This window comes from Novosphingobium piscinae, from assembly GCF_014230355.1.
In the GTDB taxonomy this organism is placed as follows: Bacteria; Pseudomonadota; Alphaproteobacteria; order Sphingomonadales; family Sphingomonadaceae; genus Novosphingobium; species Novosphingobium piscinae.
Genome location: NZ_JACLAX010000008.1, coordinates 1 through 23,867, shown reverse-complemented (window position 1 = coordinate 23,867; position 23,867 = coordinate 1). Strand labels below are relative to the sequence as shown.

The 23,867-nt window shown below is 69.6% G+C and carries 23 protein-coding genes and 1 pseudogene; 14 read left to right on the top strand and 10 right to left on the bottom strand.

Annotated elements, in window-relative coordinates; all coding sequences use genetic code 11:
- The first annotated feature begins 5 nt into the window (after positions 1-5).
- The 4 genes from nrdR (at position 6) to H7F53_RS09510 (ending at position 2,361) form a co-directional block, all read left to right on the top strand.
- Complete coding sequence (nrdR, locus tag H7F53_RS09525; RefSeq protein ID WP_185679250.1) at positions 6-467, top strand: transcriptional regulator NrdR; 462 nt, start codon at positions 6-8, stop codon at positions 465-467.
- The gene (locus H7F53_RS09520) at positions 464-1,237 is read left to right on the top strand and encodes an RNA methyltransferase (RefSeq protein WP_185679249.1); all 774 of its coding nucleotides are present in this window, start codon (positions 464-466) and stop codon (positions 1,235-1,237) included. Before nrdR ends, H7F53_RS09520 begins: the two co-directional genes overlap by 4 nt.
- Before the next feature lie 156 nt (positions 1,238-1,393).
- Positions 1,394-2,008: a 30S ribosomal protein S4 gene (gene rpsD / locus H7F53_RS09515; RefSeq protein ID WP_185679248.1), complete on the top strand. Its 615-nt coding sequence runs from the start codon at positions 1,394-1,396 to the stop codon at positions 2,006-2,008.
- A gap of 164 nt (positions 2,009-2,172) precedes the next feature.
- Positions 2,173-2,361, top strand: coding sequence for a hypothetical protein (locus H7F53_RS09510; RefSeq protein WP_185679247.1), 189 nt, complete (start codon positions 2,173-2,175; stop codon positions 2,359-2,361).
- Here H7F53_RS09510 and tgt read toward each other — a convergent pair.
- Positions 2,346-3,470 (bottom strand): tRNA guanosine(34) transglycosylase Tgt, encoded by a 1,125-nt coding sequence (gene tgt / locus H7F53_RS09505; protein ID WP_185679246.1) that lies wholly within the window; start codon positions 3,468-3,470, stop codon positions 2,346-2,348. The two genes, H7F53_RS09510 and tgt, sit on opposite strands and share 16 nt — an antisense overlap.
- 41 nt (positions 3,471-3,511) lie before the next feature.
- Here tgt and H7F53_RS09500 point away from each other — a divergent pair, with 41 nt between their 5' ends.
- The gene (locus H7F53_RS09500; protein WP_185679245.1) at positions 3,512-4,267 is read left to right on the top strand and encodes a TSUP family transporter; all 756 of its coding nucleotides are present in this window, start codon (positions 3,512-3,514) and stop codon (positions 4,265-4,267) included.
- 428 nt (positions 4,268-4,695) lie between these two features.
- Here the strand turns inward: H7F53_RS09500 and H7F53_RS09495 are convergent, their stop codons facing one another.
- The 6 genes from H7F53_RS09495 to H7F53_RS09470 all read right to left on the bottom strand — a co-directional run bounded on the left by H7F53_RS09495 (position 4,696) and on the right by H7F53_RS09470 (position 9,619).
- Positions 4,696-5,880 carry a cytochrome P450 gene (locus tag H7F53_RS09495; protein ID WP_185679244.1) on the bottom strand — a complete coding sequence of 395 codons (1,185 nt, stop codon included), beginning with the start codon at positions 5,878-5,880 and terminating at the stop codon, positions 4,696-4,698.
- A 65-nt stretch (positions 5,881-5,945) separates the two neighbouring features.
- Complete coding sequence (gene queA / locus H7F53_RS09490; protein ID WP_185679243.1) at positions 5,946-6,974, bottom strand: tRNA preQ1(34) S-adenosylmethionine ribosyltransferase-isomerase QueA; 1,029 nt, start codon at positions 6,972-6,974, stop codon at positions 5,946-5,948.
- 21 nt (positions 6,975-6,995) lie between these two features.
- Positions 6,996-7,787, bottom strand: coding sequence for a peptidylprolyl isomerase (locus tag H7F53_RS09485; protein WP_185679242.1), 792 nt, complete (start codon positions 7,785-7,787; stop codon positions 6,996-6,998).
- A 126-nt stretch (positions 7,788-7,913) separates the two neighbouring features.
- A complete protein-coding gene (gene coaD, locus H7F53_RS09480; protein WP_185679241.1) occupies positions 7,914-8,438 on the bottom strand; it encodes a pantetheine-phosphate adenylyltransferase in 525 nt (174 codons plus the stop codon).
- A 1-nt stretch (position 8,439) separates the two neighbouring features.
- Entirely contained in the window at positions 8,440-9,345 is a 906-nt protein-coding gene (locus H7F53_RS09475; RefSeq protein WP_185679240.1) for a polyprenyl synthetase family protein, read from the bottom strand.
- 19 nt (positions 9,346-9,364) lie between these two features.
- Positions 9,365-9,619 (bottom strand): exodeoxyribonuclease VII small subunit, encoded by a 255-nt coding sequence (locus tag H7F53_RS09470; RefSeq protein WP_185679239.1) that lies wholly within the window; start codon positions 9,617-9,619, stop codon positions 9,365-9,367.
- Between the two features lie 85 nt (positions 9,620-9,704).
- On the opposite strand from H7F53_RS09470, the gene purL reads away from it, so the two are divergent.
- The gene (gene purL, locus H7F53_RS09465) at positions 9,705-11,903 is read left to right on the top strand and encodes a phosphoribosylformylglycinamidine synthase subunit PurL (RefSeq protein ID WP_185679238.1); all 2,199 of its coding nucleotides are present in this window, start codon (positions 9,705-9,707) and stop codon (positions 11,901-11,903) included.
- 328 nt (positions 11,904-12,231) lie between these two features.
- On the opposite strand, the gene serB is transcribed toward purL, so the two are convergent.
- Positions 12,232-13,116 carry a phosphoserine phosphatase SerB gene (gene serB, locus H7F53_RS09460; RefSeq protein WP_343062005.1) on the bottom strand — a complete coding sequence of 295 codons (885 nt, stop codon included), beginning with the start codon at positions 13,114-13,116 and terminating at the stop codon, positions 12,232-12,234.
- Here serB and miaA point away from each other — a divergent pair.
- From miaA to H7F53_RS09420, 8 genes are all read left to right on the top strand, one after another.
- The gene (gene miaA, locus H7F53_RS09455; protein ID WP_185679236.1) at positions 13,109-14,080 is read left to right on the top strand and encodes a tRNA (adenosine(37)-N6)-dimethylallyltransferase MiaA; all 972 of its coding nucleotides are present in this window, start codon (positions 13,109-13,111) and stop codon (positions 14,078-14,080) included. The two genes, serB and miaA, sit on opposite strands and share 8 nt — an antisense overlap.
- Positions 14,081-14,242: 162 nt before the next feature.
- Positions 14,243-15,985, top strand: coding sequence for a biosynthetic-type acetolactate synthase large subunit (ilvB, locus tag H7F53_RS09450; RefSeq protein WP_185679235.1), 1,743 nt, complete (start codon positions 14,243-14,245; stop codon positions 15,983-15,985).
- 21 nt (positions 15,986-16,006) lie between these two features.
- Complete coding sequence (gene ilvN / locus H7F53_RS09445; RefSeq protein ID WP_185679234.1) at positions 16,007-16,522, top strand: acetolactate synthase small subunit; 516 nt, start codon at positions 16,007-16,009, stop codon at positions 16,520-16,522.
- Positions 16,523-16,617: 95 nt separating this feature from the next.
- The gene (gene ilvC, locus H7F53_RS09440) at positions 16,618-17,652 is read left to right on the top strand and encodes a ketol-acid reductoisomerase (protein ID WP_185679233.1); all 1,035 of its coding nucleotides are present in this window, start codon (positions 16,618-16,620) and stop codon (positions 17,650-17,652) included.
- Between the two features lie 181 nt (positions 17,653-17,833).
- On the top strand, positions 17,834-18,634 hold the full coding sequence (locus H7F53_RS09435) for a hypothetical protein (RefSeq protein WP_185679232.1): 801 nt from the start codon (positions 17,834-17,836) through the stop codon (positions 18,632-18,634).
- A 66-nt stretch (positions 18,635-18,700) separates the two neighbouring features.
- Positions 18,701-19,516 carry a glycosyltransferase gene (locus tag H7F53_RS09430; RefSeq protein WP_185679231.1) on the top strand — a complete coding sequence of 272 codons (816 nt, stop codon included), beginning with the start codon at positions 18,701-18,703 and terminating at the stop codon, positions 19,514-19,516.
- Positions 19,517-19,740: 224 nt separating this feature from the next.
- Complete coding sequence (leuA, locus tag H7F53_RS09425; protein ID WP_185679230.1) at positions 19,741-21,414, top strand: 2-isopropylmalate synthase; 1,674 nt, start codon at positions 19,741-19,743, stop codon at positions 21,412-21,414.
- 102 nt (positions 21,415-21,516) lie between these two features.
- On the top strand, positions 21,517-22,653 hold the full coding sequence (locus tag H7F53_RS09420) for an aminotransferase class I/II-fold pyridoxal phosphate-dependent enzyme (RefSeq protein WP_185679229.1): 1,137 nt from the start codon (positions 21,517-21,519) through the stop codon (positions 22,651-22,653).
- Between the two features lie 67 nt (positions 22,654-22,720).
- Here H7F53_RS09420 and H7F53_RS09415 read toward each other — a convergent pair whose 3' ends face one another.
- Together H7F53_RS09415 and H7F53_RS09410 are read right to left on the bottom strand one after the other, a co-directional pair.
- The gene (locus H7F53_RS09415; RefSeq protein WP_246438794.1) at positions 22,721-23,233 is read right to left on the bottom strand and encodes an AHH domain-containing protein; all 513 of its coding nucleotides are present in this window, start codon (positions 23,231-23,233) and stop codon (positions 22,721-22,723) included.
- Between the two features lie 13 nt (positions 23,234-23,246).
- Positions 23,247-23,867 (bottom strand): annotated as a pseudogene (locus H7F53_RS09410) (hypothetical protein); the annotation flags it as partial.

Sequence of the window (23,867 nt, the reverse complement as noted above, 5' to 3'; positions counted from 1 at the left end):
GCTGAATGCGCTGTCCGTTCTGTGCCCATGAGACATCGCAGGTAAAGGACTCGCGCCCTGCCGAGGACAATGCCGCGATCCGGCGGCGGCGCCAGTGCGAGGGCTGTGGCGCCCGCTTCACCACCTTCGAGCGCGTGCAGCTGCGCGAGATCCTGGTGGTGAAGTCCAACGCCGCGCGTGAGCCGTTCGACCGCGGCAAGATCGAGCAGTCGGTCACGCTGGCCTGCCGCAAGCGCAACGTCTCGCAGGAGCGGATCGATCGCCTGGTGTCCGGCATCCAGCGCCAGGTCGAGACGCTGGGCGAAACGGAAGTTTCAACCCAGACGATCGGGGAAATGGTGATGGATGGGCTGCGCCAGCTCGACAGCGTGGCCTATATCCGCTTCGCCAGCGTTTACCGCGACTTCAGTGAGGCGCGGGATTTTGAACAGTTCGCCAGCAGCGTCCGGGAGCTGGGCGGGGCATGAGCACCACCCCTGCCCCTGCCCGGCCGGTGATCGTGCTGGTTCGCCCCCAACTGGGCGAGAACATCGGCAAGGCCGCGCGGGCCATGCTCAATTTCGGACTGACCGAGCTGCGCCTGGTGAGCCCGCGCGACGGCTGGCCCAATCCCTCGGCCGGTCCGGCCGCGGCCGGGGCCGACGTCGTGCTCGAACGGGCTGCGGTGTTCGAAACTCTCGCCGAGGCGGTGGCCGACTGCGCCCACGTCTATGCCACCACGGTGCGCAAGCGCGGGGTCACGAAGCCCGTGCTCACCCCCGCCGAGGCCTCGGCCGAGGTCCATGGCCAGCCCGGGCGATCGGCCTTCGTGTTCGGGCCAGAACGCTCGGGGCTGGAAACCGATGACGTCGCACTGGCGCGGGCCATCATCACCGTGCCGATCAATCCCGAGTTCGGCTCGCTCAACCTCGCCCAGGCCGTGATCCTCTGCGCCTACGAATGGTCCAAGGGGGCCGCGCTGGTCCAGCCGACCGTCGAGGAACTGCTGCCCCCGGCCCCGCAGGACGAACTGGAGGGAATGATCGCGCAGTTCGAGGCCCTGCTCGAGCCGCGCGGCTATTTCCGGCCGCCCAGCCGGGCTGCCGCCACGCGGCGCACCTTGCGCAACATGCTGACCAAGCCGGGCTGGAACCACCTTGAAGTGCGCACGATGCGGGGCGTGCTCTCGGCGCTCGAGCGCCGCATCGAGCCGGCCGGGGATGGCGGGACACCCCCGACGGAGCCCGAAGAGGGTTGACTTTCCGCGCCCGGCCGGTCAAGGGCGCGCCTTCGCGATTGACCCCGCATTCCCGGTGAAGCGGTGGTCGCATCCGGCAACAGGCCGGATGTTGCGGGTCCGGGACCTGAAGGCGGGGCGCCATTGCCCGGCCACGCAAGTTGGAAAGAGCCAAGCATGTCGAAGCGTCACGCTTCCAAGTACAAGATCGACCGTCGTCTCGGCGAAAACATCTGGGGCCGCCCGAAGAGCTCGGTCAACCGCCGCTCCTACGGCCCGGGCCAGCATGGCCAGCGCCGCAAGGGCAAGCTCTCGGACTTCGGCATCCAGCTGCGCGCCAAGCAGAAGCTCAAGGGCTACTACGGCGATGTCACCGAGAAGCAGTTCAAGGCGACCTACCAGGAAGCCTCGCGGATGAAGGGCGACACCGGCCAGAACCTGATCGGCCTGCTCGAGCAGCGCCTCGACATGGTGGTCTATCGCGCCAAGTTCGCGCCGACCATCTTCTCAGCGCGCCAGATCGTCTCGCACGGCCACATCCGCGTCAACGGCGTGAAGTGCAACATCGCCTCGCGCCGCGTCCGTCCGGGTGACGTGATCAGCCTGGGCGCCAAGGCCAAGGAAATGGCGCTGATCGCCGAGGCGCAGTCGCTGCCCGAGCGCGAGATCCCCGACTACGTCGCCGCCGACGGCACCGAGAAGGTGACCTTCGTGCGCGTGCCGACGCTCGACGAGGTGCCCTATCCGGTGAAGATGGAACCGAATCTGGTGGTCGAGTTCTACTCGCGCTGATCCGGCGTCCGCCAGGACACCGATACGAAGGGCGGCCCGCGTGGCCGCCCTTATTGCGTCAGCGGGTCGGAATTGTCGGGCTGATCCTGTCGCACAGGTTTCACAATCCGGCGCCAAGGGCGGCCGCGGTGGGAACAACCCTGCCGGACAGGCCTTGACCCGATATGCAGCTCTATCGCTTCATCACCCCGCACCGCGCGGGCAAATGGTATCCCGACCTCGCCACCGCGCAGCGCCACGCCTGCGAGATCGGCGCGGGCTTTCTTGCCGAGCGGAGCGGAGAGTTCTGCGCCTATCGCGAAACCCGGCTGGAAGTGGCCGAAGCCGGGCCAGAGGTTCAGCCCTTGCGGTAATCGGCGCGGAAGCGGGCGGCGAAGGCGGCGAAGGTCCCCGCCGCGATCGCCTCGCGCATGGCCTGCATGAGCTGCTGGTAGAACGCCAGGTTGTGTTCGGTGAGCAGCACCGCGCCCAGGATTTCGCCTGACTTGTGCAGGTGATGCAGATAGGCGCGGCTGTAGGTGCCGCAGGTCGCGCAGGTGCAGCGCGGATCGAGCGGGCCGGTATCTTCGGCATGGCGGGCGTTGCGCAGGTTGACCGGACCGGCCCAGGTGAAGCCCTGGCCGTTGCGCCCGGATCGGCTGGGCAGGACGCAGTCGAACATGTCCACGCCGCGCTCGACCGCGCCGACCAGATCGTCGGGCTTGCCCACGCCCATCAGGTAGCGCGGCCGGTCCACCGGGAGCTGCTGCGGGGCGAAGTCGAGCGTGGCGAACATCGCCTCCTGGCCTTCGCCGACAGCAAGCCCGCCAATCGCATAGCCATCGAAACCGATGTCGGTCAGGGCCTCGGCGGAGTGGCGCCGCAGCTCCTCGTCGAGCGCGCCCTGCTGGATGCCGAACAGCGCGGCGTCCGCGGCGTGCTGCCCCCCTGAATCGAAACCGTCGCGGCTCCGCCGGGCCCAGCGCATCGACATCTCCATCGACCGCGCGATCTCGTCGCGCGGGCGATCGGCGCGCGGGCATTCGTCGAAGGCCATGACGATGTCCGAGCCGAGCAGGCGCTGGATCTCCATCGACCGTTCCGGCGTGAGCAGGTGGCGCGACCCGTCGAGATGGCTGGCGAAGGTCACCCCCTCCTCGGTGATCTTGCGCAGGTCCGAGAGCGACATCACCTGATAGCCGCCGCTGTCGGTCAGGATCGGACGCGGCCAGTTCATGAAGCGGTGCAGCCCGCCCAGTCGGGCCACCCGTTCGGCGCCGGGGCGCAGCATCAGGTGATAGGTGTTCCCCAGGATGATGTCCGCTCCGGTTGCGCGCACCGCCTCCGGCTTCATCGCCTTGACGGTGGCCGCGGTGCCCACCGGCATGAACGCCGGGGTGCGGATCTCCCCGCGTTTCATCCGGATCGTACCGGTGCGGGCCTTGCCATCGGTGGCGTGAAGGGTGAAGGAAAAGCGGGTCATGGGGCGTTGCGCGCCTTAGGAGGAAACGCGATGGGGCGCAAATGATCGAACCTTGGCTCTATGCGGGATTGACCGGCGTCGCCGTGGTCGCCGGATTCATCGATTCGATCGCTGGCGGCGGCGGGCTGATCATGATGCCCACATTGCTGTTTGCCGGGCTGCCGCCGCACATCGCGCTGGGCACCAACAAGCTGCAGTCGATCTGCGGGACAACCATGGCGGCCTACCGCTACCGCAGGGCCGGCCTGTTCCGGTTCACGCCCAACCGCTTGCTGGTGCTGGTGGTCTTCCTCGGCGCGCTGGCCGGGGCCCTGACCATCCAGCGCATCGATGCCCGCGCGCTGTCGCTGCTCGTCCCGGTGCTGCTGCTGGGCGTTGCGGTCTATACCGTCCTGTCGCCGCGCATGGACGATCACGAGGGCGAACCCCGGATCAGCGACCGCGCCTATCTGCCGCTTGCCGGGGGAATCGGCTTCTATGACGGGTTCTTCGGCCCGGGCACCGGCTCGTTCTTTGCGGTCAGCCTGGTCGGCCTGCGCGGGCTGGGCCTGACCCGGGCGACCGGGCTGACCAAGCTGCTCAACCTCACCAGCAACCTCGCCAGCCTTATCGTGTTCGCGCTGGGCGGGCAGGTGATGTGGCTGCTCGGGCTGTGCATGGCGGTGGGCGCGGTGACGGGAGCCTGGCTGGGGGCGCACAGCGCCACCCGGTTCGGCGCCCGACTGATCCGCCCCCTGCTGGTCACCGCCAGCCTGGCACTGACCACCAAGCTCATCTGGGGCTGGTTCGCCGGCTAGCCGGCCGTTACACGGGGAAGGCAGGCCCGGGAATCCCCGCGCCTGCCCCGCCGGTCAGATCACGACGAACGATTCCGCCGTCAGCGCCGGGCGCCCGTTGAACTGGGCGATCTGGATCTGCGCAGCCCCACCGGTGCCGTCGCTGTCATAGAACAGCGCGCCCGAGCGGTCGTTGTAGATGAACCGCTGAGCGGCGGTCGTGGCGACCGCGCCGAGGCCGAAGTTCGCCGCGGCACCCGAGCGGCTGAGCCGAGTAGCCGGCCTTTAAGGCGTCAACTCCGCCTCCACCTTCAACAACATCCCATGCGCTGCTGGCCGTGAACACATCCTCGTCATCTGTCCCGACGAAGCGGTCGTCGCCGCCCGTTTCGGCATAGCTTGCCATCTCTCAACCCTGCGCGTGCTGTTTGCCGCCCGCGAACAGCGGCTTACCATTCAAGCGGCAGGATCGTGCAGGCGCCCACATTGCCCCCCTTCATGGCCACCGGCCGGACGGGATCGAGCCGAAACTCGGGCAGGCCCGCCAGCCATTCGCGCAGGAACACGATCACCTCCATCCGCGCCAGCCCGGCCCCGACGCAGCGGTGCGGGCCGGCGCCCAGCGTCGTATGCCGGATCGGAGCAAGACCCCGGTCGAAACGGACCGTTTCGGGCGCCTCGAAGCAGGTCGGATCGAGATTGTGCAGCACGCTGGGCAGGTAGACGAGATCGCCGGCCCGGATCGTCACCCCGTCCACCGGCACGTCGGCCACGGCATTGCGGCTGACCGCGACCGTGGGATAGCGGCGCATCAGTTCGTCAGCCGCCGCCGGGATCAGCTCGGGTCGCTCGCGCAACAGCTGCTGGTCCGCGGGATGCCGCGCAAGATGCAGCGCGACCATGCCGATCATCGCCGCGACCGTGTCGAGCCCGCCGAACAGCAGGTTGCGGCACATCCGCCGCGCCTCGTCCTCGCTCCATGGCCGCCCGTCGACCGGCTCGGACAGGATCCGGCTGAACAGATCGTCACCGGGGCGGGCCAGCCGCTCCACGATGAACGGCCAGAGATAGTCGTCGGCCGCCTGCCTGAGCTGCTCGACCGTCATCGATCCATCCGGCCGGGTCAGTTGCACCCCGAGCCGACGAAGGCGGGGGCGATCCTCCAGCGGCACGTCGATCAGGCTGAGAAAGATGTTGAGCGGCAGGATCTCGGCGAACTCGGCGACGAACTCGCAGCCGCCGCGCGGACGCAGCGTTTCGATCAGATCGCGCGCGGCCGTCTCGACCTTGGGCTCGAGCGCCACCACGAAGCGCGAGGCCAGGCCCTTCATCACCGGGGTCCGGAACGCCTTGTGCTCGGCCCCGTCGAGCTGGAGCGGGATGAACCGCATCACCTCGCCCAGCCCGGGAGTCACCGCGAGGCACGCGTTCGACAGACGCTCGGCATCGTTCCACAGCGCCCGCACCACCTCACCCCTGGCGGCGATCCAGTGCCCGCCGTTGGCCGTGGTCCAGACCAGGCCCGGTCCTCCCAGAAGGGTGGTCCAGGCCGCGAAGAAATCGCGCTCCACACCCGGCGGGTTGAAGATGTCGAAATCGACCACGCGCTCGGCCGGGACATGTGCCGGAATCATCGCCCGCTCCCCTTTCTCGTCGTTGCGATGAGGCTAGACGAGGGCGCGGTGGCCGAAACTGCGCTTTATGGCAGGAGCAGGCTGGAATCGCCGTAGCTGTAGAACCGGTACTCGGCGGCGATGGCATGAGCGTAGGCGGCCTGCATGCGGTCGAGCCCCATCAGCGCGCTGACCAGCATGAACAGCGTGCTCTTGGGCAGGTGGAAATTGGTCATCAGCCCGTCGATCGCGCGGAAGCGGTAGCCGGGGGTGATGAAGATCGACGTGTCACCCTCGAAGGGGCGGATCACCTTGTCCTCGCCCGCAGCGCTTTCCAGCAGCCGCAGCGAAGTGGTCCCCACCGCGATCACGCGGCGCCCCGCGGCGCGCACCGCATTCAGGCGGTCCGCGGTGGCGGCGTCGATCGTGCCCCATTCGGCATGCATCGCATGGTCGTCGGTGTCCTCGGCCTTCACCGGCAGGAAGGTGCCCGCACCGACATGCAGGGTCAGCGTTTCGTGCCCGATCCCGGCCGCGGCCAGCGCAGCGAGCAGTTCCGGGGTGAAGTGGAGCGCCGCGGTCGGCGCCGCGACCGCCCCGTCCTTGGCCGCGAACATGGTCTGGTAGTCGCTGCGATCGGCCTCGTCGGTCGCGCGCTTGCCGGCGATATAGGGCGGCAGGGGCATGGTCCCGGCCCGCTCGAGCAGGACCTCGACCGGCTCGTCACCGGGAAAGAACAGGGTCCAGCTGCCATCATCGTGGCGCGCTTCAGCCAACGCCTCGACCCCAGCCGGGAAGACGATCGGATCGCCCGGCTTGAGCCGCTTGGCATTGCGCACGAAAGCCTGCCAGCGCCGCAGGTCGACGCGCTTGTGCAGGGTCGCCCCGATCCGCGCCGCGCCGCGATAGCCTTCGAGCTGCGCCGGGATCACCCTGGTGTCGTTGAACACCAGCACGTCACCGGGGGTCAGCAGGCGCGGCAGATCGCGTACCCCATGATCGCCGAACGGCCCCTCGCTGGGCACCAACAGCATCTTTGCCGCATCGCGCGGGCGGGCCGGGCGCAGCGCGATGCGCTCGGGCGGCAGAGTGAAGTCGAACAGGTCAACCCGCATGGGACGGACGTCGTATGTCGATCAGGGCTTGGGCTTGGCGCCCGCGGCGATCGCGGCCGGACGCCCAGCAGTGGCGGGCTTCGCGGCCGGCCTGGCGGTCTTGGCGGCGGCGGCCGGGCTCACGGGACGCGGTGCGTCGAGCAGGCTGGGAGCCGCGCCGGACAGCCCCGAGGCAGTCAGGCTGGGCGCAGCCGAGACCGGTGGCGGCAGCAGCTGCGGCTTGTTCTCGCTGGCCAGCGAGGCCTGCAGGATCTTGGTGGGATTGCTGGGCGGCTCGCCGCGCTGGACCGCGTCGACGTGGTTCATCCCGGCGATCACCCGGCCGAAATTGGTGTACTTCCGGTCCAGCGCAAAGCGCGGGTAGAACACGATGAAGAACTGGCTGTTGGCGGTATCGGGCTGGTCGGTCCGGGCCATCGAGACCGTGCCGCGGACATGCGGCATGGCGTTGAACTCGGCCTTGAGGTCGGGCAGCTGCGAACCGCCCTGGCCGGTGCCGGTCGGATCGCCGGTCTGCGCCATGAACCCGTCGATCACGCGGTGGAAGATGATCCCGTTGTAGAAGCCGCTCTTGGCCAGGGTCTTGATCCGCTCGACATGCTGCGGCGCCCAGGCCGGCACCAGGCGGATGGCCACGCGGCCGCCGTTGGAAAGGTCGAGCAGCAGCACGTTGTCGGGATCATGGGTTGGATCGTTATCGACCGCGGCGCTCAACACGGGCGGTGCGACGGGCGGCGGATCCTTGGCCAGCGCCGGTGCCGCCCCGCAGACCAGGGCGACACAGAGGGCAGAATACAGCGTCCGGCGGTTCATTCGATCACTCACGCAAGCGGCCCGGCCAGCGGGCCCGTCGGCAGGCGGGATAGCGGGGAGAGACTGTCATGGCAATGAACGCCCCCGCCCCCTCCCCGATGGCAGCGACGCAGGGATCACCCCGCCTCAATAGTCGCCCAGCTGGCCCAGCCGGGCGACGCGCTGCAGCACATCGTCGCGCACCGCCGGGCTGACGAAGCGGCCGATATCGCCGCCGAACAGCGCGATCTCCTTGACCAGCTTGGAGGCGATCGGCTGCAGTTCCACTGCGGCCATCAGGAACACCGTCTCGATGCCCGGATTGAGCTGCTGGTTCATCCCGGCCATCTGGTACTCGTACTCGAAATCGGCCACCGCCCGCAGCCCGCGCACGATAACGGTCGCGCCCTGCCGCTCGGCAAATTTCATCAACAGGGCGTTGAACCCGACCACCGAGACGTTCTCGATCCCGAGCGCGGCAACCTCGCGCTCGACCATCGCCATGCGCTCTTCCGGGGTGAACATCGGGTTCTTCGACGGATTGGTGGTGACGCCGATGATCAGGCGATCGACCAGCTTGGCGCCGCGCCGGATGATGTCGGTATGGCCCAGGGTGATCGGATCGAACGTACCCGGATAGACGCCGATGCGCTCAGCCCTGTGATCCGCCATGTCAGTGGTCCCGTGCGACGATGAAGCGCGCGAGCGCGCGGAGCAGGTCGGCCTCGGGCCCGTACTGGGCCAGATGGGCGATCGCCTGCTCAACCAGCATGGCCGCCTGCGCGCGCGCGCGTTCGGCGCCGAGCAGCGAAACGAAGGTCTGCTTGCCCGCCGCCGCGTCCTTGCGCAGCGCCTTGCCGGCGGCAGCCTCGTCGCCCTCGTAGTCGAGCAGGTCGTCAGCGATCTGGAAGGCGAGCCCGATATCGCGGGCGTAGCCGCGCAGGTGGGTGCGGCCCTCCGCCGGCAGCTTGCCCAGGATCGCGCCCATTTCGACCGCGGCGCCGAGCAGGGCGCCCGTCTTGAGTTGCTGCAGCCGGGTCACCGTGGGCAGATCGAACGATTCCGTTTCGGCGGCGATATCCATCATCTGCCCGCCGGCCATGCCGTGCATCCCGCTGGCGGTGCCGAGACACAATACAAGTTCAGAGCGGGTGAAGGGATCCCCGGTCAGCGCCGGATCGGCCAGCACCTCGAAGGCGAAGGCGTGAAGCGCGTCGCCGGCCAGCACCGCGGTCGCCTCGTCGAAGGCGAGGTGCGTGGTCGGCTTGCCGTGGCGCGTGGCGTCATCGTCCATGCACGGCAGGTCGTCATGGATCAGCGAATAGGCGTGGATCGCTTCAATCGCCAGGCTGGCGCGCACGGCCAGAGCCCGGTCCACCCCCAAGAGTTCTGCCGTCGCGGTCAGCAGCAGCGGGCGGACCCGCTTGCCGCCCCCGATCGTGGCATAGCGCATCGCCTCGACCAGCCGAGCCCGGGCATCGTCGGGCACGGGCAACAGGGCATCGAACCCGGCGTCGACATCGGCCTGGATCCGGGTGAGTGCCGCAGCCAGCAGCGCCTTGCCTTCGAACGAGCTCATACCCCTCCCCGCGTCTGGATCAGCGTTCTGGATCGTCGAACGACTGGACCGTGCCGACCCGGCCATCGGCACCGGCCACGATCCTTTCGATCCGCGCCTGGGCCGCGTCGAGCCGAGCCTGGCAGTGCCGCCGCAGCGCCTCGCCGCGTTCGTACAGGGTGATCGAATCGTCGAGCGGCACCTCGCCGCTCTCCAGCTTGCGCACCACGTCCTCGAGCGCGCGCAAGGCGTCCTCGAAGCTCAATCCGGCAAATTCTGCAGGGCTATCCACCATGCGCACAGCCATGGCGCTGCGGAAAGGCACGGTCAAGCGCAGCCGTGGTTTGCGTCCCGCATAAGTGCGGGCTAAGGGCGCCGACATGAGCCAGATCACGCCCGATGTCGTCGCCGCCCATGGCCTGTCCGAAGATGAGTACGCCCGGGTGCTGCACGCGCTCGGCCGTGAACCCAACCTGGTCGAACTCGGCATCTTCTCGGTGATGTGGTCCGAGCACTGCTCGTACAAGTCGAGCCGGATCCACCTCAAGAAGCTGCCCACCGAAGCCCCCTGGGTGATCTGCGGCCCGGGCGAGAACGCGGGCGTGATCGATATCGGCGAAGGCCCCGATGGCACCCGGCAGGCGGCGATCTTCAAGATGGAGAGCCACAACCATCCGAGCTACATCGAGCCCTACCAGGGCGCGGCGACCGGGGTGGGCGGCATCCTGCGCGACGTCTTCACGATGGGTGCCCGGCCGGTGGCCAACATGAACGCGCTGCGCTTCGGCCGGCCCGACCACCCCAAGATGAAGCATCTGGTCCAGGGCGTGGTCGCCGGGATCGGCGGCTACGGCAACTGCGTCGGCGTGCCCACGGTTGGCGGCGAGACCAATTTCCACAAGGCCTATGACGGCAACATCCTGGTCAACGCGATGACCGTGGGCGTGGCCGATCAGGACAAGATCTTCTATTCGGCCGCCACCGGGATCGGCAATCCGATCGTCTATGTCGGCTCGAAGACCGGGCGCGACGGGATCCACGGCGCGACCATGGCCAGCGCCGACTTCGACGAGAAGAGCGAAGAGAAGCGCCCGACCGTGCAGGTCGGCGATCCCTTCACCGAAAAGCTGCTGATCGAGGCCTGCCTGGAACTGATGGCCACCGACGCGATCGTCGCGATCCAGGACATGGGCGCCGCGGGGCTGACCTCGTCCTCGGTCGAGATGGCGAGCAAGGGCGGCGCCGGCATCCGCCTGAACATGAACGCCGTGCCCTGCCGCGAGGAGGGCATGACCCCCTACGAGATGATGCTGAGCGAGAGCCAGGAGCGCATGCTCATGGTGCTCAAGCCGGGCAAGGAGGCCATGGCCGAGGCGATCTTCCGCAAGTGGGAGCTCGACTTCGCCGTGATCGGCGAGGTGACCGATACGGGCCACATGGTGCTGGAATTCGACGGCGCGGTGGTCTGCGATATCCCGCTGGGGCCGCTGGCCGACGACGCGCCGCTGTACGATCGCCCGCACGTCTCGCTCGAGGACTACAAGGTCTGGGCGCAGGTTGCCCCGCTGGACCAGGTGCCCGCCAGCGCGGATCTCGGCGTGGATCTCCTCAAGCTGATCGGCTGCCCCGATCTCGCCAGCCGGCGCTGGATCTACGAGCAGTACGACAGCCAGGTCGGCGCCGACACGATGCAGAAATCGGGCGGCGATGCCGCGGTCGTCCGCGTACACGGCACGCGCAAGGCGCTGGCGATCAGCACCGACTGCACCCCGCGCTATTGCTTTGCCGATCCCTACGAGGGCGGCAAGCAGGCGGTCGCCGAGACCTGGCGCAACATCTGCGCGGTCGGCGCGCGCCCGCTGGCGATCACCAACTGCCTCAACTTCGCCAACCCCCAGCGGCCCGAGATCATGGCGCAGATCGTCGAGGCGCTGCGCGGCATGGGCGATGCCTGCCGGGCGCTCGACTACCCGATCGTGAGCGGCAACGTCTCGCTTTACAACGAATCGAAGGCGACCGGTGGCGGCTCGGCGATCCTGCCGACCCCGGCGATCGGCGGCGTGGGCCTGATGGAGGATCACTCCATCATGGCGACCGTCCCGTTCAAGGCCGCCGGCGAGGCGATTTTCGTGATCGGCCAGAGCAATGGCCACCTCGGCCAGTCGCTGTGGCTGCGCGAGCTGCACGGCCGCGAGGATGGCGCCCCGCCCCCGGTCGACCTGGCCGCCGAGCGCCGCCATGGCGAATTCGTCCGCCAGCTGATCGCGGCGGGCAAGGTCAGCGCGGTGCACGACGTGTCGGATGGCGGCCTGCTGGTCGCCCTGGCCGAGATGGCCATGGCCAGCGGGATCGGCTGCACGATCGAGGAGATCGGCGACCACTTCACCGCCTTCGGTGAGGACCAGGCCCGCTACGTCGTGACCAGCGCCGTGGCCGAGACGATCCAGGCCGCGGGCATCCCGATGACCCGCATCGGCACGACCGGCGGTGACTCTGTCCGCGGCCCCGGCTTCGCGGTGAGCATTGCCGCGCTGAAGGCCGAGAACGAGCGCTTCTTCCGCGAGTGGATGGAGGGCTGAGCGGTCCGGTCTTTGTCCGTCGCAACTTATCGAACTTCGCAAAGCTCACACAGATCCGCCATGCAAAGTCGCCGTACGACGTGGGTCATGGATCGACAATGCAAAGAGCCGCGCGGAGTTTAGCAGCCCCTCACGACTTAGGAAAATCGCGGCAACCAGCCTCGCCGCTTTCGCGTCGCCCGGGCGGAGACAGGGGGCTAACCCAACCTGTTTCGGCCTAGAGAGCGCGGTAACGGAGCAGCACCCGGGTTGGGCCGCCGCCTCCGACCGGGCGACGGTGAGGCTGGGCCAGTTCGGGGGGCGATAGCCTGCGCCGGCTGTGCGGCCCCTAGCCCAGCACCCATTCGCCGCGCGGGATGCCCAGTAGGCGCAGCACGCTGGTCAGATCACCGCGGTCGATCCAGCCGTCGGCGGCGGCGCGGGCCTTGGGCTTGGCGTAGTAGGCGAGCCCGAAGCTTGCCGCCTCCAGCATCGGGATGTCGTTGGCGCCATCTCCCGTGCCGAGGCTGACCGTCGCCGGGCCGAGCCGGGCGGCTTCCTCGAGCAGCACCGTCCGCTTGACCCCGCTGTCGGTGATCCCGCCGACCAGCCCGCCGGTGAGCTTGCCGCCGTGCATCCCGAGCCGGTTCGCGACAACCCGCTCGAAGCCGAGCTGCTCGGCCACCGGGTCGGCGAACTGGTGGAACCCGCCGGTGACCAGCACCGTATGGCAACCCTGCGCCTTGAGCGTGGCGACCAGGGTGGCCGCGCCGGGCATCAGCGGGATCCGCTCGGCCAGGCATTGCGCGATCGCGCTTTCGTCCAGCCCCGCCAGCAGCGCGACGCGTTCGGTCAGCGCCTGGGCGAAGTCGAGCTCGCCCTGCATGGCGCGTTCGGTGATGGCCGCGATCTGCGGCTTGAGACCGGCGAAATCGGCCAGCTCGTCGATGCACTCGGCCGCGATCATGGTCGAATCCATGTCGGACACGAACAGCCCGGGCACGGTGAAAGGCCGGTCCGCCAGGAGCAGGTCGGCGGGCGCGAAGCAGCTGTCGAGCACGCCGCGCACGGTGGCCGGATCACCCGCCGGGAGCTGCAGCTCGATCACCTCCTCGTCGCTCGCCAGCGGCTCGGCCAGGGCCACCGCCAGTCCCTGCTCGGCCAGACGCGCACGGGCCGTGTCGAGATTTGCTGCAAGGGTCGATGTCTCTGCTATCAGCCGGGCGATGAGCACTGCGCATTCCTCTCCAGGCACGACCTCCGGCCCGTCCGGGGCGCCGCCGGTCGCGCTCATCGCAGGGCCGACCGCGAGCGGCAAGAGCGATTGTGCGGTCGGCCTGGCCCTCGCCCTGGCCGACCGGGGCCGCGCCGCGGTGGTGATCAACGCCGACAGCGCGCAGGTCTATGCCGACCTCGCGGTGCTGAGCGCGCGGCCCCAGGCGGCCGACATGCGCGGGGTGCCGCACCGGCTCTACGGCAGCTGGGACGGGGCCGAAGCCTGTTCGGCGGCGGACTGGGCTGACGCCGCACGCACCGAGATCGACCGGGCACACGCCGCGGGGGCCGTGCCGATCCTGGTTGGCGGCACCGGGCTTTACCTGCGCACCCTGCTTGACGGGATCGCCCCGGTGCCTCCGATCGACCCCGCGGTCCGCACCGCGGTGCGCGCGCTGGCCGTGGCCGAGGCCCATGCCGCCCTGCAGCGCGAGGACCCGGCGCGCGCGGCGCAGCTCCACCCGGCCGACACCACGCGCGTCGCCCGCGCGCTCGAGGTGGTGCGCTCGACCGGGCGCCCGCTGGCGGCGTGGCAGGCCGAGCGGGTCGGCGGGATCGCCGCGCGGATCACCCTGCACCCGGCGATCCTCCTGCCCGAACGGGCCTGGCTCTATGCCCGCTGCGACAGGCGCTTCGCCGCCATGCTGGGCGGCGGCGCGATCGCCGAGGTCGAAGCCCTGCTGGCGCGCGGGCTCGATCCGGCCCTGCCGGTGATGCGCGCGATCGGGGTGCCCGAGATCGCCGCCGCGCTGCGCGGCGAGCGTAGCTGGGCCGAGGCCGAACGCGATGGCGCCCAGGCCACGCGCCACTACGTCAAGCGCCAGTTGACCTGGCTGCGCCACCAGTGTCCGCCGGACTGGCCGCGGCTGGGATACGAAGACTATGCCCACGGCATTCCATTTGCATCTTTATTACACGAATAGGTGTTGACGAGACATTTTTAATCGTATAGCCGCCCCGCTCCATCGGCTGCAATCGCGGGTTGACACACCGCGCCTTGAATCCGATGGGCAGCCCCGCGGCGGCAGGCGCGGGCGGGCACGGCAAGCGGCGGTCACACCCGCCGGCGCAAGAAGGAACAGACGGTGACGGAAGAGCGCAGCGGCGCGGACATCCTGGTCGAAACCCTGATCCGTCAGGGCGTCGAATATGTGTTCGGCTATCCGGGCGGCGCGGTGCTGCCGATCTACGATGCCCTGTTCGAACACCCGCAGATCCGCCACATCCTGGTCCGGCACGAGGCCGGCGCGGCCCATGCGGCCGAGGGCTACGCGCGCTCGACCGGCAAGCCCGGCGTCGTGCTGGTCACCTCGGGCCCGGGTGCGACCAATGCGGTTACCGGCATTGCCGATGCCTTCATGGATTCGATCCCGCTGGTGATCATCACCGGCCAGGTGCCGACCACGGTGATCGGCTCCGACGCGTTCCAGGAGGCCGATACCGTCGGCATCACCCGGCACTGCTGCAAGCACAACTATCTGGTCAAGGACCCGGCCGAGCTGGCCGCGACGCTGGACGAGGCCTTCCAGATCGCCACGACCGGCCGCCCCGGCCCGGTGCTGGTCGACATCCCCAAGAACGTCCAGATCGCCACCGCGGCGTGGAGCGACAGTCCGCCGCAGCGGCGCAACCGCTACAATCCCCGCACCGAAGGCACCGCCGACGAGATTGCCCGCGCGATCGACCTGCTCGCCAGGGCGCAGCGTCCGGTGTTCTACACCGGCGGCGGCGTGGTCAATTCCGGTCCTGCCGCCACCCGCCTGCTGCGCGAGCTGCAGGCGCTGACCGGCGCGCCGCTGACCTCGACGCTGATGGGCCTCGGCAGCTTCCCGGCCGATCACCCCGATTGGCTCGGCATGCTGGGCATGCACGGCACCTACGAAGCCAACATGGCGATGAACCAGGCCGACCTGATCCTTTGCGTCGGCGCCCGGTTTGACGATCGCGTCACCGGCCGGCTCGATGCCTTCGCCCCCAATTCGACCAAGATCCACATCGATATCGACCGTTCGTCGATCAACAAGACCGTGCGGGTCGACCTGCCGATCGTGGGCGATTGCGGCAAGGTGCTGGCGCAGCTGATCGCCGCCTGGGCCGGCCGACCGGCGCAGGACCTGTCGGCCTGGAAGCAGCAGATCACCGCCTGGCGCGGCCGCAACAGCCTGGCCTATCCGCGCCGCAAGGACGCGATCGCGCCGCAGTACGCGGTCGAGCGGCTGTTCGCGCTGACCCGCGCGAAGGACCCGATCATCACCACCGAGGTGGGCCAGCACCAGATGTGGGCGGCGCAGTATTTCGGCTTCTTCGGTCCGAACAAGTGGCTGACCTCGGGCGGGCTCGGGACGATGGGCTATGGCCTGCCCGCCGCGATCGGCGCGCAGCTCGGCAACCCGGACAGCCTGGTGATCGACGTGGCTGGCGATGCCTCGATCCAGATGAACATCCAGGAGCTGGGCACGGCCACGCAGTACCGCCTGCCGGTCAAGGTGTTCACGCTGAACAACGAATACATGGGCATGGTTCGCCAGTGGCAGGAACTGACCTACGAGAGCCGCTATTCGAACTCGTACTCCGACAGCCTGCCCGATTTCGTCAAGCTGGCCGAGGCCTATGGCTGGAAGGGCATCCGGATCGAGCGCGAGGACCAGCTTGACGCCGGGATCCAGGCGATGATCGACCATCCCGGTCCGGTCTTCGTCGACTGCCTGGTGGCCAAGGAGCACAACTGCTTCCCGATGATCCCCTCGGGCGCGGCCCATACCGAGATGCTGCTCTACGGCGATACCGTGGCCGGCACGATGGACGATGAAGCCAAGGCACTGGTGTGATTTGGGCCTGAGAGAACCGCTATGAAGATCACCCACGAAGCCGAGGAACGCCACGTCCTCACCGTCATCGTCGACAACGAGGCCGGCATCCTCGCCAAGATCGCCGGGCTGTTCACCGCGCGCGGCTACAACATCGACAGCCTGACCGTGGCCGACATCACCGAGAACCATGCGGTCAGCCGCATCACCATCGTCACCCACGGTCCGCCGGCGCAGATCGACCAGATCCATGCCCAGCTCGAGCGGCTGATCCCGGTGCACAAGGTGATCGACCTGACCGAGGTCGGCCCCTACGTCGAGCGCGAGCTGGCGCTGGTGAAGGTCTCGGGCACCGGCGACGCCCGGGTCGAGGCGCTGCGGGTGGCCGAGATCTTTCGCGCCAAGCCAGTCGACACCACGACCGCGAGCTTCATCTTCGAGCTGACCGGGACGCCCGACAAGATCGATACCTTCATCGGCCTGATGCGCGAACTCGGGCTGGTCGAGGTGGGCCGCACCGGCGTGGTCGGCATGGCCCGCGGCGCCACGGGCGTGTGATTTCAACCCTCGCGTCGTCCCGGGCCTGACCCGGGACCGCTGGCCTCAGGGCGGCGCGAACCGATAGCGATCCCGGCCTGCGCCGGGATGACGACATGAGGACGAAAGACATGAAGGTTTACTACGACGCCGATTGCGACATCAACCTGATCACCGGCAAGAAGATCGCCGTGCTCGGCTATGGCTCGCAGGGCCACGCCCATGCGCAGAACCTGCGTGACAGCGGCGTCAAGGAGGTGGCGATCGCGCTGCGGGCCGGTTCGGCCACCGCGAAGAAGGCCGAGGGCGCCGGCTTCAAGGTGCTGTCGAATGCCGAGGCCGCCCAGTGGGCCGACATCCTGATGATCCTCGCCCCGGACGAGCACCAGGCCGCGATCTATGCCGAGGACCTGCACGCGAACCTCAAGCCCGGCGCGGCGCTGGCCTTCGCGCACGGTCTGAACGTCCACTTCGGCCTGATCGAGCCGCGCGCCGACATCGACGTGATCATGATCGCGCCCAAGGGCCCGGGTCATACCGTGCGCAGCGAATACCAGCGCGGCGGCGGCGTGCCCTGCCTGGTCGCGGTGCACCAGGACGCCACCGGCAATGCCCATGACGTGGCGCTGGCCTATGCCTCGGGCGTCGGCGGCGGCCGCTCGGGCATCATCGAGACCAACTTCCGCGAGGAATGCGAGACCGACCTGTTCGGCGAGCAGGCCGTGCTCTGCGGCGGCGCCACCGCGCTGGTCCAGGCCGGCTTCGAGACGCTGGTCGAGGCCGGTTATGCGCCGGAAATGGCCTATTTCGAGTGCCTCCACGAGCTCAAGCTGATCGTCGACCTGATGTACGAGGGCGGCATCGCCAACATGCGCTACTCGATCTCGAACACCGCCGAATACGGTGACATCAAGACCGGCCCGCGGATCATCACCGCCGAGACCAAGAAGGAAATGAAGCGCGTGCTGGAGGACATCCAGTCGGGCCGCTTCGTCAAGGACTTCGTGCTCGACAACCGCGCCGGCCAGCCCGAGCTCAAGGCCTCGCGCAAGGCCGCGCAGCGCCACCAGATCGAGGAGGTGGGCAGCAAGCTGCGCGCGATGATGCCGTGGATCAAGGCCAACGCCCTGGTCGACAAGGCCAAGAACTGATCGCCGCGCCGTTCTGGCGGCGAGGATGAGCACCGGGCCGGAGCGGTCCCCGCGCGGGGGCGGCTCCGGCCCTTGCCGTTGGCGGGCCAGGCCCCTTGGCGGCGCAGGGACCTTGGCCTAAGCCCGGCCCGGCCGGGCAGGCCAGGCCCGGGCAGGCAGGCCAGACGAGGAGGGTGCAGGCGTGAGCACAGATCTGGTGGTGGTCGCCTGGAATGGCACGGGCGATCCCTTCGCCCTGATCGCCCGGGATGCCGTGCCCGCGTTCCGGCTCGCGGCCTTCTGCTACACCGGGGCGCCGCACGAGGCGTGGAGCGGCGGCCCGGTCTATGCCCGGGCGACCCAGTGCAAGGGCGAGGCGTTCAGCGCCCTGATCGCGGCGCTCGAGGCCGAGGATGCACCGCTGGGCTATGTCGGCTTTATTGACGATGACGTGGTGCTGAGCGTCTCGGGGATCAACGCCATGCTCGCCGACGCCCGCCGGCACGGCCACGCCTCGTTCTCGGCCAGCCTGAGCGCCGACAGCCACCTTTCGCACCGCCGCTTCGTCACCCGTCCCGGCGGCGGCAAGCGGGCGATCGCCTGGGTCGAGGTGATGGCCCCGTTCATCCGCTGGGAGATGCTGCGCCGCGCCGGGCCCCTGATCGCCGGCAACACGTCGTCCTACGGGATCGACCAGTTCGTCATGCCGATGCTCCAGCGCATGCTCGATCTGCCCACCACGGTGATCTACGATGACGTGGTGATGCGCCACACCCGACCGATCACCAGCGACGGCAAGGTGTTCCGCAACGGGCTGACCGCCGATCAGGAACGCGTGGCGCAGCGGGCGCGCTGCCTGGCCCATCTGCGGGTCGAACGGCCGGACCTGTGCTGGACACCCTGGTGGTTCGCCTGGGCCGCCCCGTGGGACGGACCGGCCCGGTTCTGGCTGCCGCGCCTGCTCCAGCCTTTCGCCCCGCTGCTGCGCTGGCTGCGGCGGTAAGCCTCTGGCGCGCGCGACGACGATCGGGCAAGAACCGCGGCCGCGGGACAGCAGCGTGGGGTAGATGTGAGCGGCACAGGCAGCGACAGCGCGATCGGCGGCGGGACCGGGCCGCGCTGGTCAGTGATCATCCCCTATTTCAACGAGGCCGCCTTCCTGCCCGTCCCGGTGCGCAGCGCCATGGCGCAGCAGGGCACCAGCCTGCGCCTGATCCTGGTCGACAACCGCTCGGACGACGGCAGCGAGGCGGTCGCCCGGGCCGTGCTGGCCGCGGCGCCCACGCTCGAGGTGGTCTACCTGCGCGAGGACACCCCCGGACAGAACCACGCCCTGGCGCGCGGCTTCGCCAGCGTCACCACGCCGTTCGTGGCCTTCTGGGACGCCGATACCACCTATCCGCCGCACTATCTGGCCGAGGCCGAGCGGCTGCTGGCCTCCGGGCGGCACGCCGTGGCCCAGGCGATCGACGTCTATGCCGACCCGCTGTCCGCGGCAGGCCGGCGCCGCCGGGTGCGGATGCGGCTGACCCAGTTGCTGCTGTCGCGGCAGGGGCATACCGGCTCGTTCGGGCAGTGCTTCCCCACCCCCGCCCTGCGTGCCGCCGGCGGGCCGCTCAGCCCCGGCTGGCCCTATGTCCTCTACGATCACGAGCTGATCCAGCGCGTGCTCAAGCATGGCACCGCGACCGGATCGCGCGACCTGTGGTGCCTGCCCTCGCCGCGCCGCTCGGCCAATGCCCACGTGCGCTGGACCCTGGCGGAACGCATCCTCTACCATGTCACCCCGTTCGCGCTGAAGGACTGGTTCTTCTACCGTTTCCTCGGCCCGCGGTTCGAACGGCGCCGGATGGTCCAGGCCAACCTGCGCCAGCGTGACTGGTAGGCGGATGAAACCGATCGGCCCCTTTACAGCCGCCGCGCGAATGACCATAGGAGCCGGGATGATCCTGCGGACCGGCCTTACCCTGCGACTTATCCGCCCTTGGGCGTGAGCTGACGCGTCGGTCGGTCCGGCGCGTGCGGCGCCCAAGGGAGCCTGCACCGCCACCCCAACAATCCGACCGCACCGGCCCTGCAAGCCGCCTGCAAGCCATCCGAGACCCGATCATGACCATGCTGCAAGACCCCTCGGTCAAGTACCGCCCCTTCCCGCAGATCAACCTGCCCGATCGCCAGTGGCCCAGCCGCACCATCACCCAGGCCCCGCGCTGGCTGTCCACCGACCTGCGCGACGGCAACCAGTCGCTGATCGATCCGATGGGGGCCGAGAAGAAGACCCGCTTCTTCGATCTGCTGGTTCGCATCGGCCTGAAGGAGATCGAGGTCGGCTTCCCCAGCGCCGGGGCGACCGAGTATGACTTCATCCGCGGCCTGGTCGACACCGGGCGGATCCCCGCCGACGTGCTGGTCCAGGTGCTCACCCAGTCGCGCGAGGACCTGATCAGGACCTCATTCGAGAGCCTCGCCGGGGCGCCCGAGGCGATCGTCCATGTCTACAACGCGGTCTCGCCGCTGTGGCGCCAGGTGGTGTTCGGGCTGGAGAAGCCGCAGATCCGCGAGATCGCCAGCCAGGGCGCGAAGTACCTGCGCGACCAGGCCGCGCGCTTCCCGCAGACCAAGTGGCACTTCGAGTATTCGCCCGAGACCTTCTCGACCGCCGAGGTCGACTTCTCGATCGAGTGCTGCGAGGCGGTGATGCAGGTGCTGCAGCCCACTCCCGAGCATCCGATCATCCTCAACCTGCCGGCCACGGTCGAGGCGGCGACGCCCAACATCTACGCCGACCAGATCGAATACTTCTGCCGCAACCTGCCGAACCGCGAGAGCGCGGTGATCTCGCTCCACACCCACAACGACCGCGGCACCGGCGTCGCCGCGGCCGAGCTGGGGCTGATGGCCGGGGCCGACCGGGTGGAAGGCTGCCTGTTCGGCAACGGCGAGCGCACCGGCAACTGCTGCCTCGTCACCGTGGCGCTCAACCTGTATACCCAGGGGGTCAATCCCGGGCTCGATTTCTCGGACATCGACGAGGTGATCCAGACGGTCGAATACTGCAACCAGCTCCCGGTGCCGGCGCGCCACCCCTATGGTGGCGAGCTGGTCTACACCGCCTTCTCGGGGAGCCACCAGGACGCGATCAAGAAGGGTTTCGCCGCGCAGGAATCGCGCAACGACCAGCTCTGGTCGGTGCCCTACCTGCCGATCGACCCCGCCGACCTCGGCCGCAGCTACGAGGCGGTGATCCGCGTCAACTCGCAGAGCGGCAAGGGCGGCTTCGCCTGGGTGATCGAGCAGGACCAGGGGCTCAAGCTGCCCAAGCGCATGCAGGCCCATTTCAGCCGCCACGTGCAGGAACTGGCCGACGAACTGGGCCGCGAGCTGCAGGCCGGCGACATCTGGGACGTGTTCCGCAAGGTCTACCGGATCGACGAGCCGCAGCACTTCCAGCTGCTTGACTGGGACGAGGGCCGCGCCGCCGACGGCACCCGGGTCTTCGCCGGCAAGATCGGCGTGAATGGCCAGGAGCAGTCGGTCTCGGGCCGCGGCAATGGCCTGATCTCGTCGGTCGCGGCCACGCTGCGCGACAGCTTCGGCGTCGCGCTCGAGGTGCGTGACTACACCGAGCACGCGCTAGGCTCGGGCTCGGACGCGCGCGCCGCGGCCTATGTCGAATGCGTCACCGCCACGGGCGCGGTGGTCTGGGGCGTGGGCATCGACGAGGATGTCGCCACGGCCAGCGTCCGCGCCATGCTCAGCGCCGCCAACTCCGCCGCGCGCTGAGCGCGGCGGGGCGGGGCGGCGGGCCGCTACGCAGTTCCTCCCCTTGGCAAGGCCGGGTCCGGGCGGCAGTCTCGCCCGGACGCACCTTGCCGGGGATCGACCATGGACCAGCCTGCTCTCAGCCGCCGCCATCTGCTGGGCGCCGCCAGCCTCGCCGGCGCCCTTGCCCCCGCACTGGGCACGGCCGGGTCCGCACTCGCCGCAGCGCCCGCGCCGGACAGCCCCGAGGCGATGATCGCCGGGCTGACCGACGGGATCTACATCAACGCCAACGAGAACCCGCTGGGCCCCTGCCCCGCTGCCCTGGCCGCGCTGCAGCGGCTGCCGGCGCTGTCGGGGCGCTACGGCATGCCGCTGGGCCCGCGGCTGGGCGCGCTGTTCGCCCGCCAGCACGGCCTCCCGGCCGAGGCGGTGGCGGTCCATGCCGGCTCCTACGTGCCGCTGCGCGCCGCCGGGCTGGCCTTCAGCTCGGCCGAGCGCCCGATCGCCTATTTCGAGCCCACCTTCGACAGCGGCTTCCTTGGCGCCAACGGCAAGCCCCTGACCGGCACGGTCACCCTGCCGCTCGACGGCCAGGGCCTGGGCGATCCCGCGGCCCTGCTGGCAGCCGCCCCGAACGCCGGGATCTACTACCTCTGCAACCCCAACAACCCGACCGGGACGATCACTCCGCGCAGCCAGATCGAAGCCCTGCTGGCGCGCAAGCCGCAGGGCTCGATCCTGCTCGTTGATGAGGCCTATATCCACTACAGCGACGCGCCCTCGTGCCTCGATCTCGTCGCCAAGGGCGCCGACGTGCTGGTGCTACGCACCTTCTCCAAGATCTACGGGCTGGCCGGGCTGCGCATCGGGCTGGTCGCCGGGCGCCCCGATCTGCTCGCGCAGCTCGATCGCTATGCCAACAACTTCGCCCCGCTCCCCGCGATCGTCGCCGCCGAGGCCAGCCTGCTCGATCCCGCGCTGATCCCCACCCGGCGCGCCGAGAACACGCGGGTCCGCCGCGGGGTCGAGCAATGGCTTGACGCGCGCGGGGTGCGCTATCTGCCCTCGGCGACCAATTTCATGATGATCCACGTCGGCCGGCCGGGCGGCGAGGTCCAGGCCGCGCTGGCGCGCGAACGGGTGTTCATCTCGGGCCCGCGCAAGCACATGCCGAACTGGGTGCGCATCTCGATCGGCACCGCGGCCGAAATGGAGCGCTTCAAGCTGGCCTTCGGCCGGGCCATGGGGCTGGCCTAGGCCAGCAGGCACTGGCGTCAGGGCGGTGCCGGACCGGGTTCAGCCCCAGTGAAACAGCCCCCCGCGCTCAAGACCAGGGCGCGCAGGCGCCCCAGATCGCTTCGGCCATGGCATCCAGATCGGCGAACAGGTCATCGCGCAGCCGCGGATCGCGGCGGCTGAGCGGACGGCGGCGCGGGCGTTCGCGCAGCAGTGACTGGCGCAGCCCGCGCTGCAGCAGGCCCAGCCGGAACAGCGCATCGCGCCGGGCCGCGCGGGCGCAGCGGCGGTGCTGGCCGGCCCAGTCGCGCTCGATCGCGCCAAGCCGGTCCATCACCACTGCGGTATAGTGCGGATGGGGCCCGCGGTGCAGCGGCAGGCCCAGCCGCTGCGCCGCCTCGCAGGTTCCCGGCAGGAGCAGGCCATTGCGGCGGAAATCGTCGAAGCCGACGCACCCCGGCCCCAGCGCGGCGAACAGCGCGGCGAAGGATGGCGCGGCCAGCACGGCGCGCGGCAGCAGGTGATGCCGTTGCAGCCCGGGATGATAGTCCGGCGCGCCCACCCGGTTGACGGCCCGGAACGGCAGACGGCCGCGCGGCAAGCCCCGCCAGGGGTCAGCCGAGGGTAAGCAGGCGTCCATCCGCCGAGAATGCACCGCCCAGGCCCGAATCGCCAAGATAGGGACCCACCGTGGTCGCGGTGCATTCGCCCTCCACCAGCCCGTGCATCGCCCGCAGCGCCCGTCTGGCGGTGGCGGCCGGCGTTTCCCCGGCGGCCGGGTGCAAGGCGATCTCATGGCCCAGCCAGGCGATCAGGCCGTCGCTGCGCAGCAGCCCCCCCTCACGGACCAGCGCGGCCAGCCCGAGCCCGGGAAAGGCGCCGCCATCCAGCCAGGCGCCGACCATGCGGCGGACATAGTCCGGGGCCATCGCCGTCCCGGCCGCCTCCCAGCCCAGGGCGACCAGCCCCGGCCAGTCCGCCAGGGCACAGCCCAGGCCGGCAAGGACGCGGAGGACGGCGGCCGGCGGGGGATCGACCAGCGGCACCACGCGGACCGGTTCGGTCCGGGCGAGCTGCGGCAGGGCCAGCGCGAAGCCGTGACGCGGCGCCACAGCCTGCGCCGCCGGCCCGGGCGCCAGCCCCAGCGCGGCAAAGGGCAGGCCCGCCGCGCGCAGCTCGACCGGGGCACCCGCGGCGCCCGCGTCGGGCGCGAGCGCGAAGCCGCTGGCCCCGGC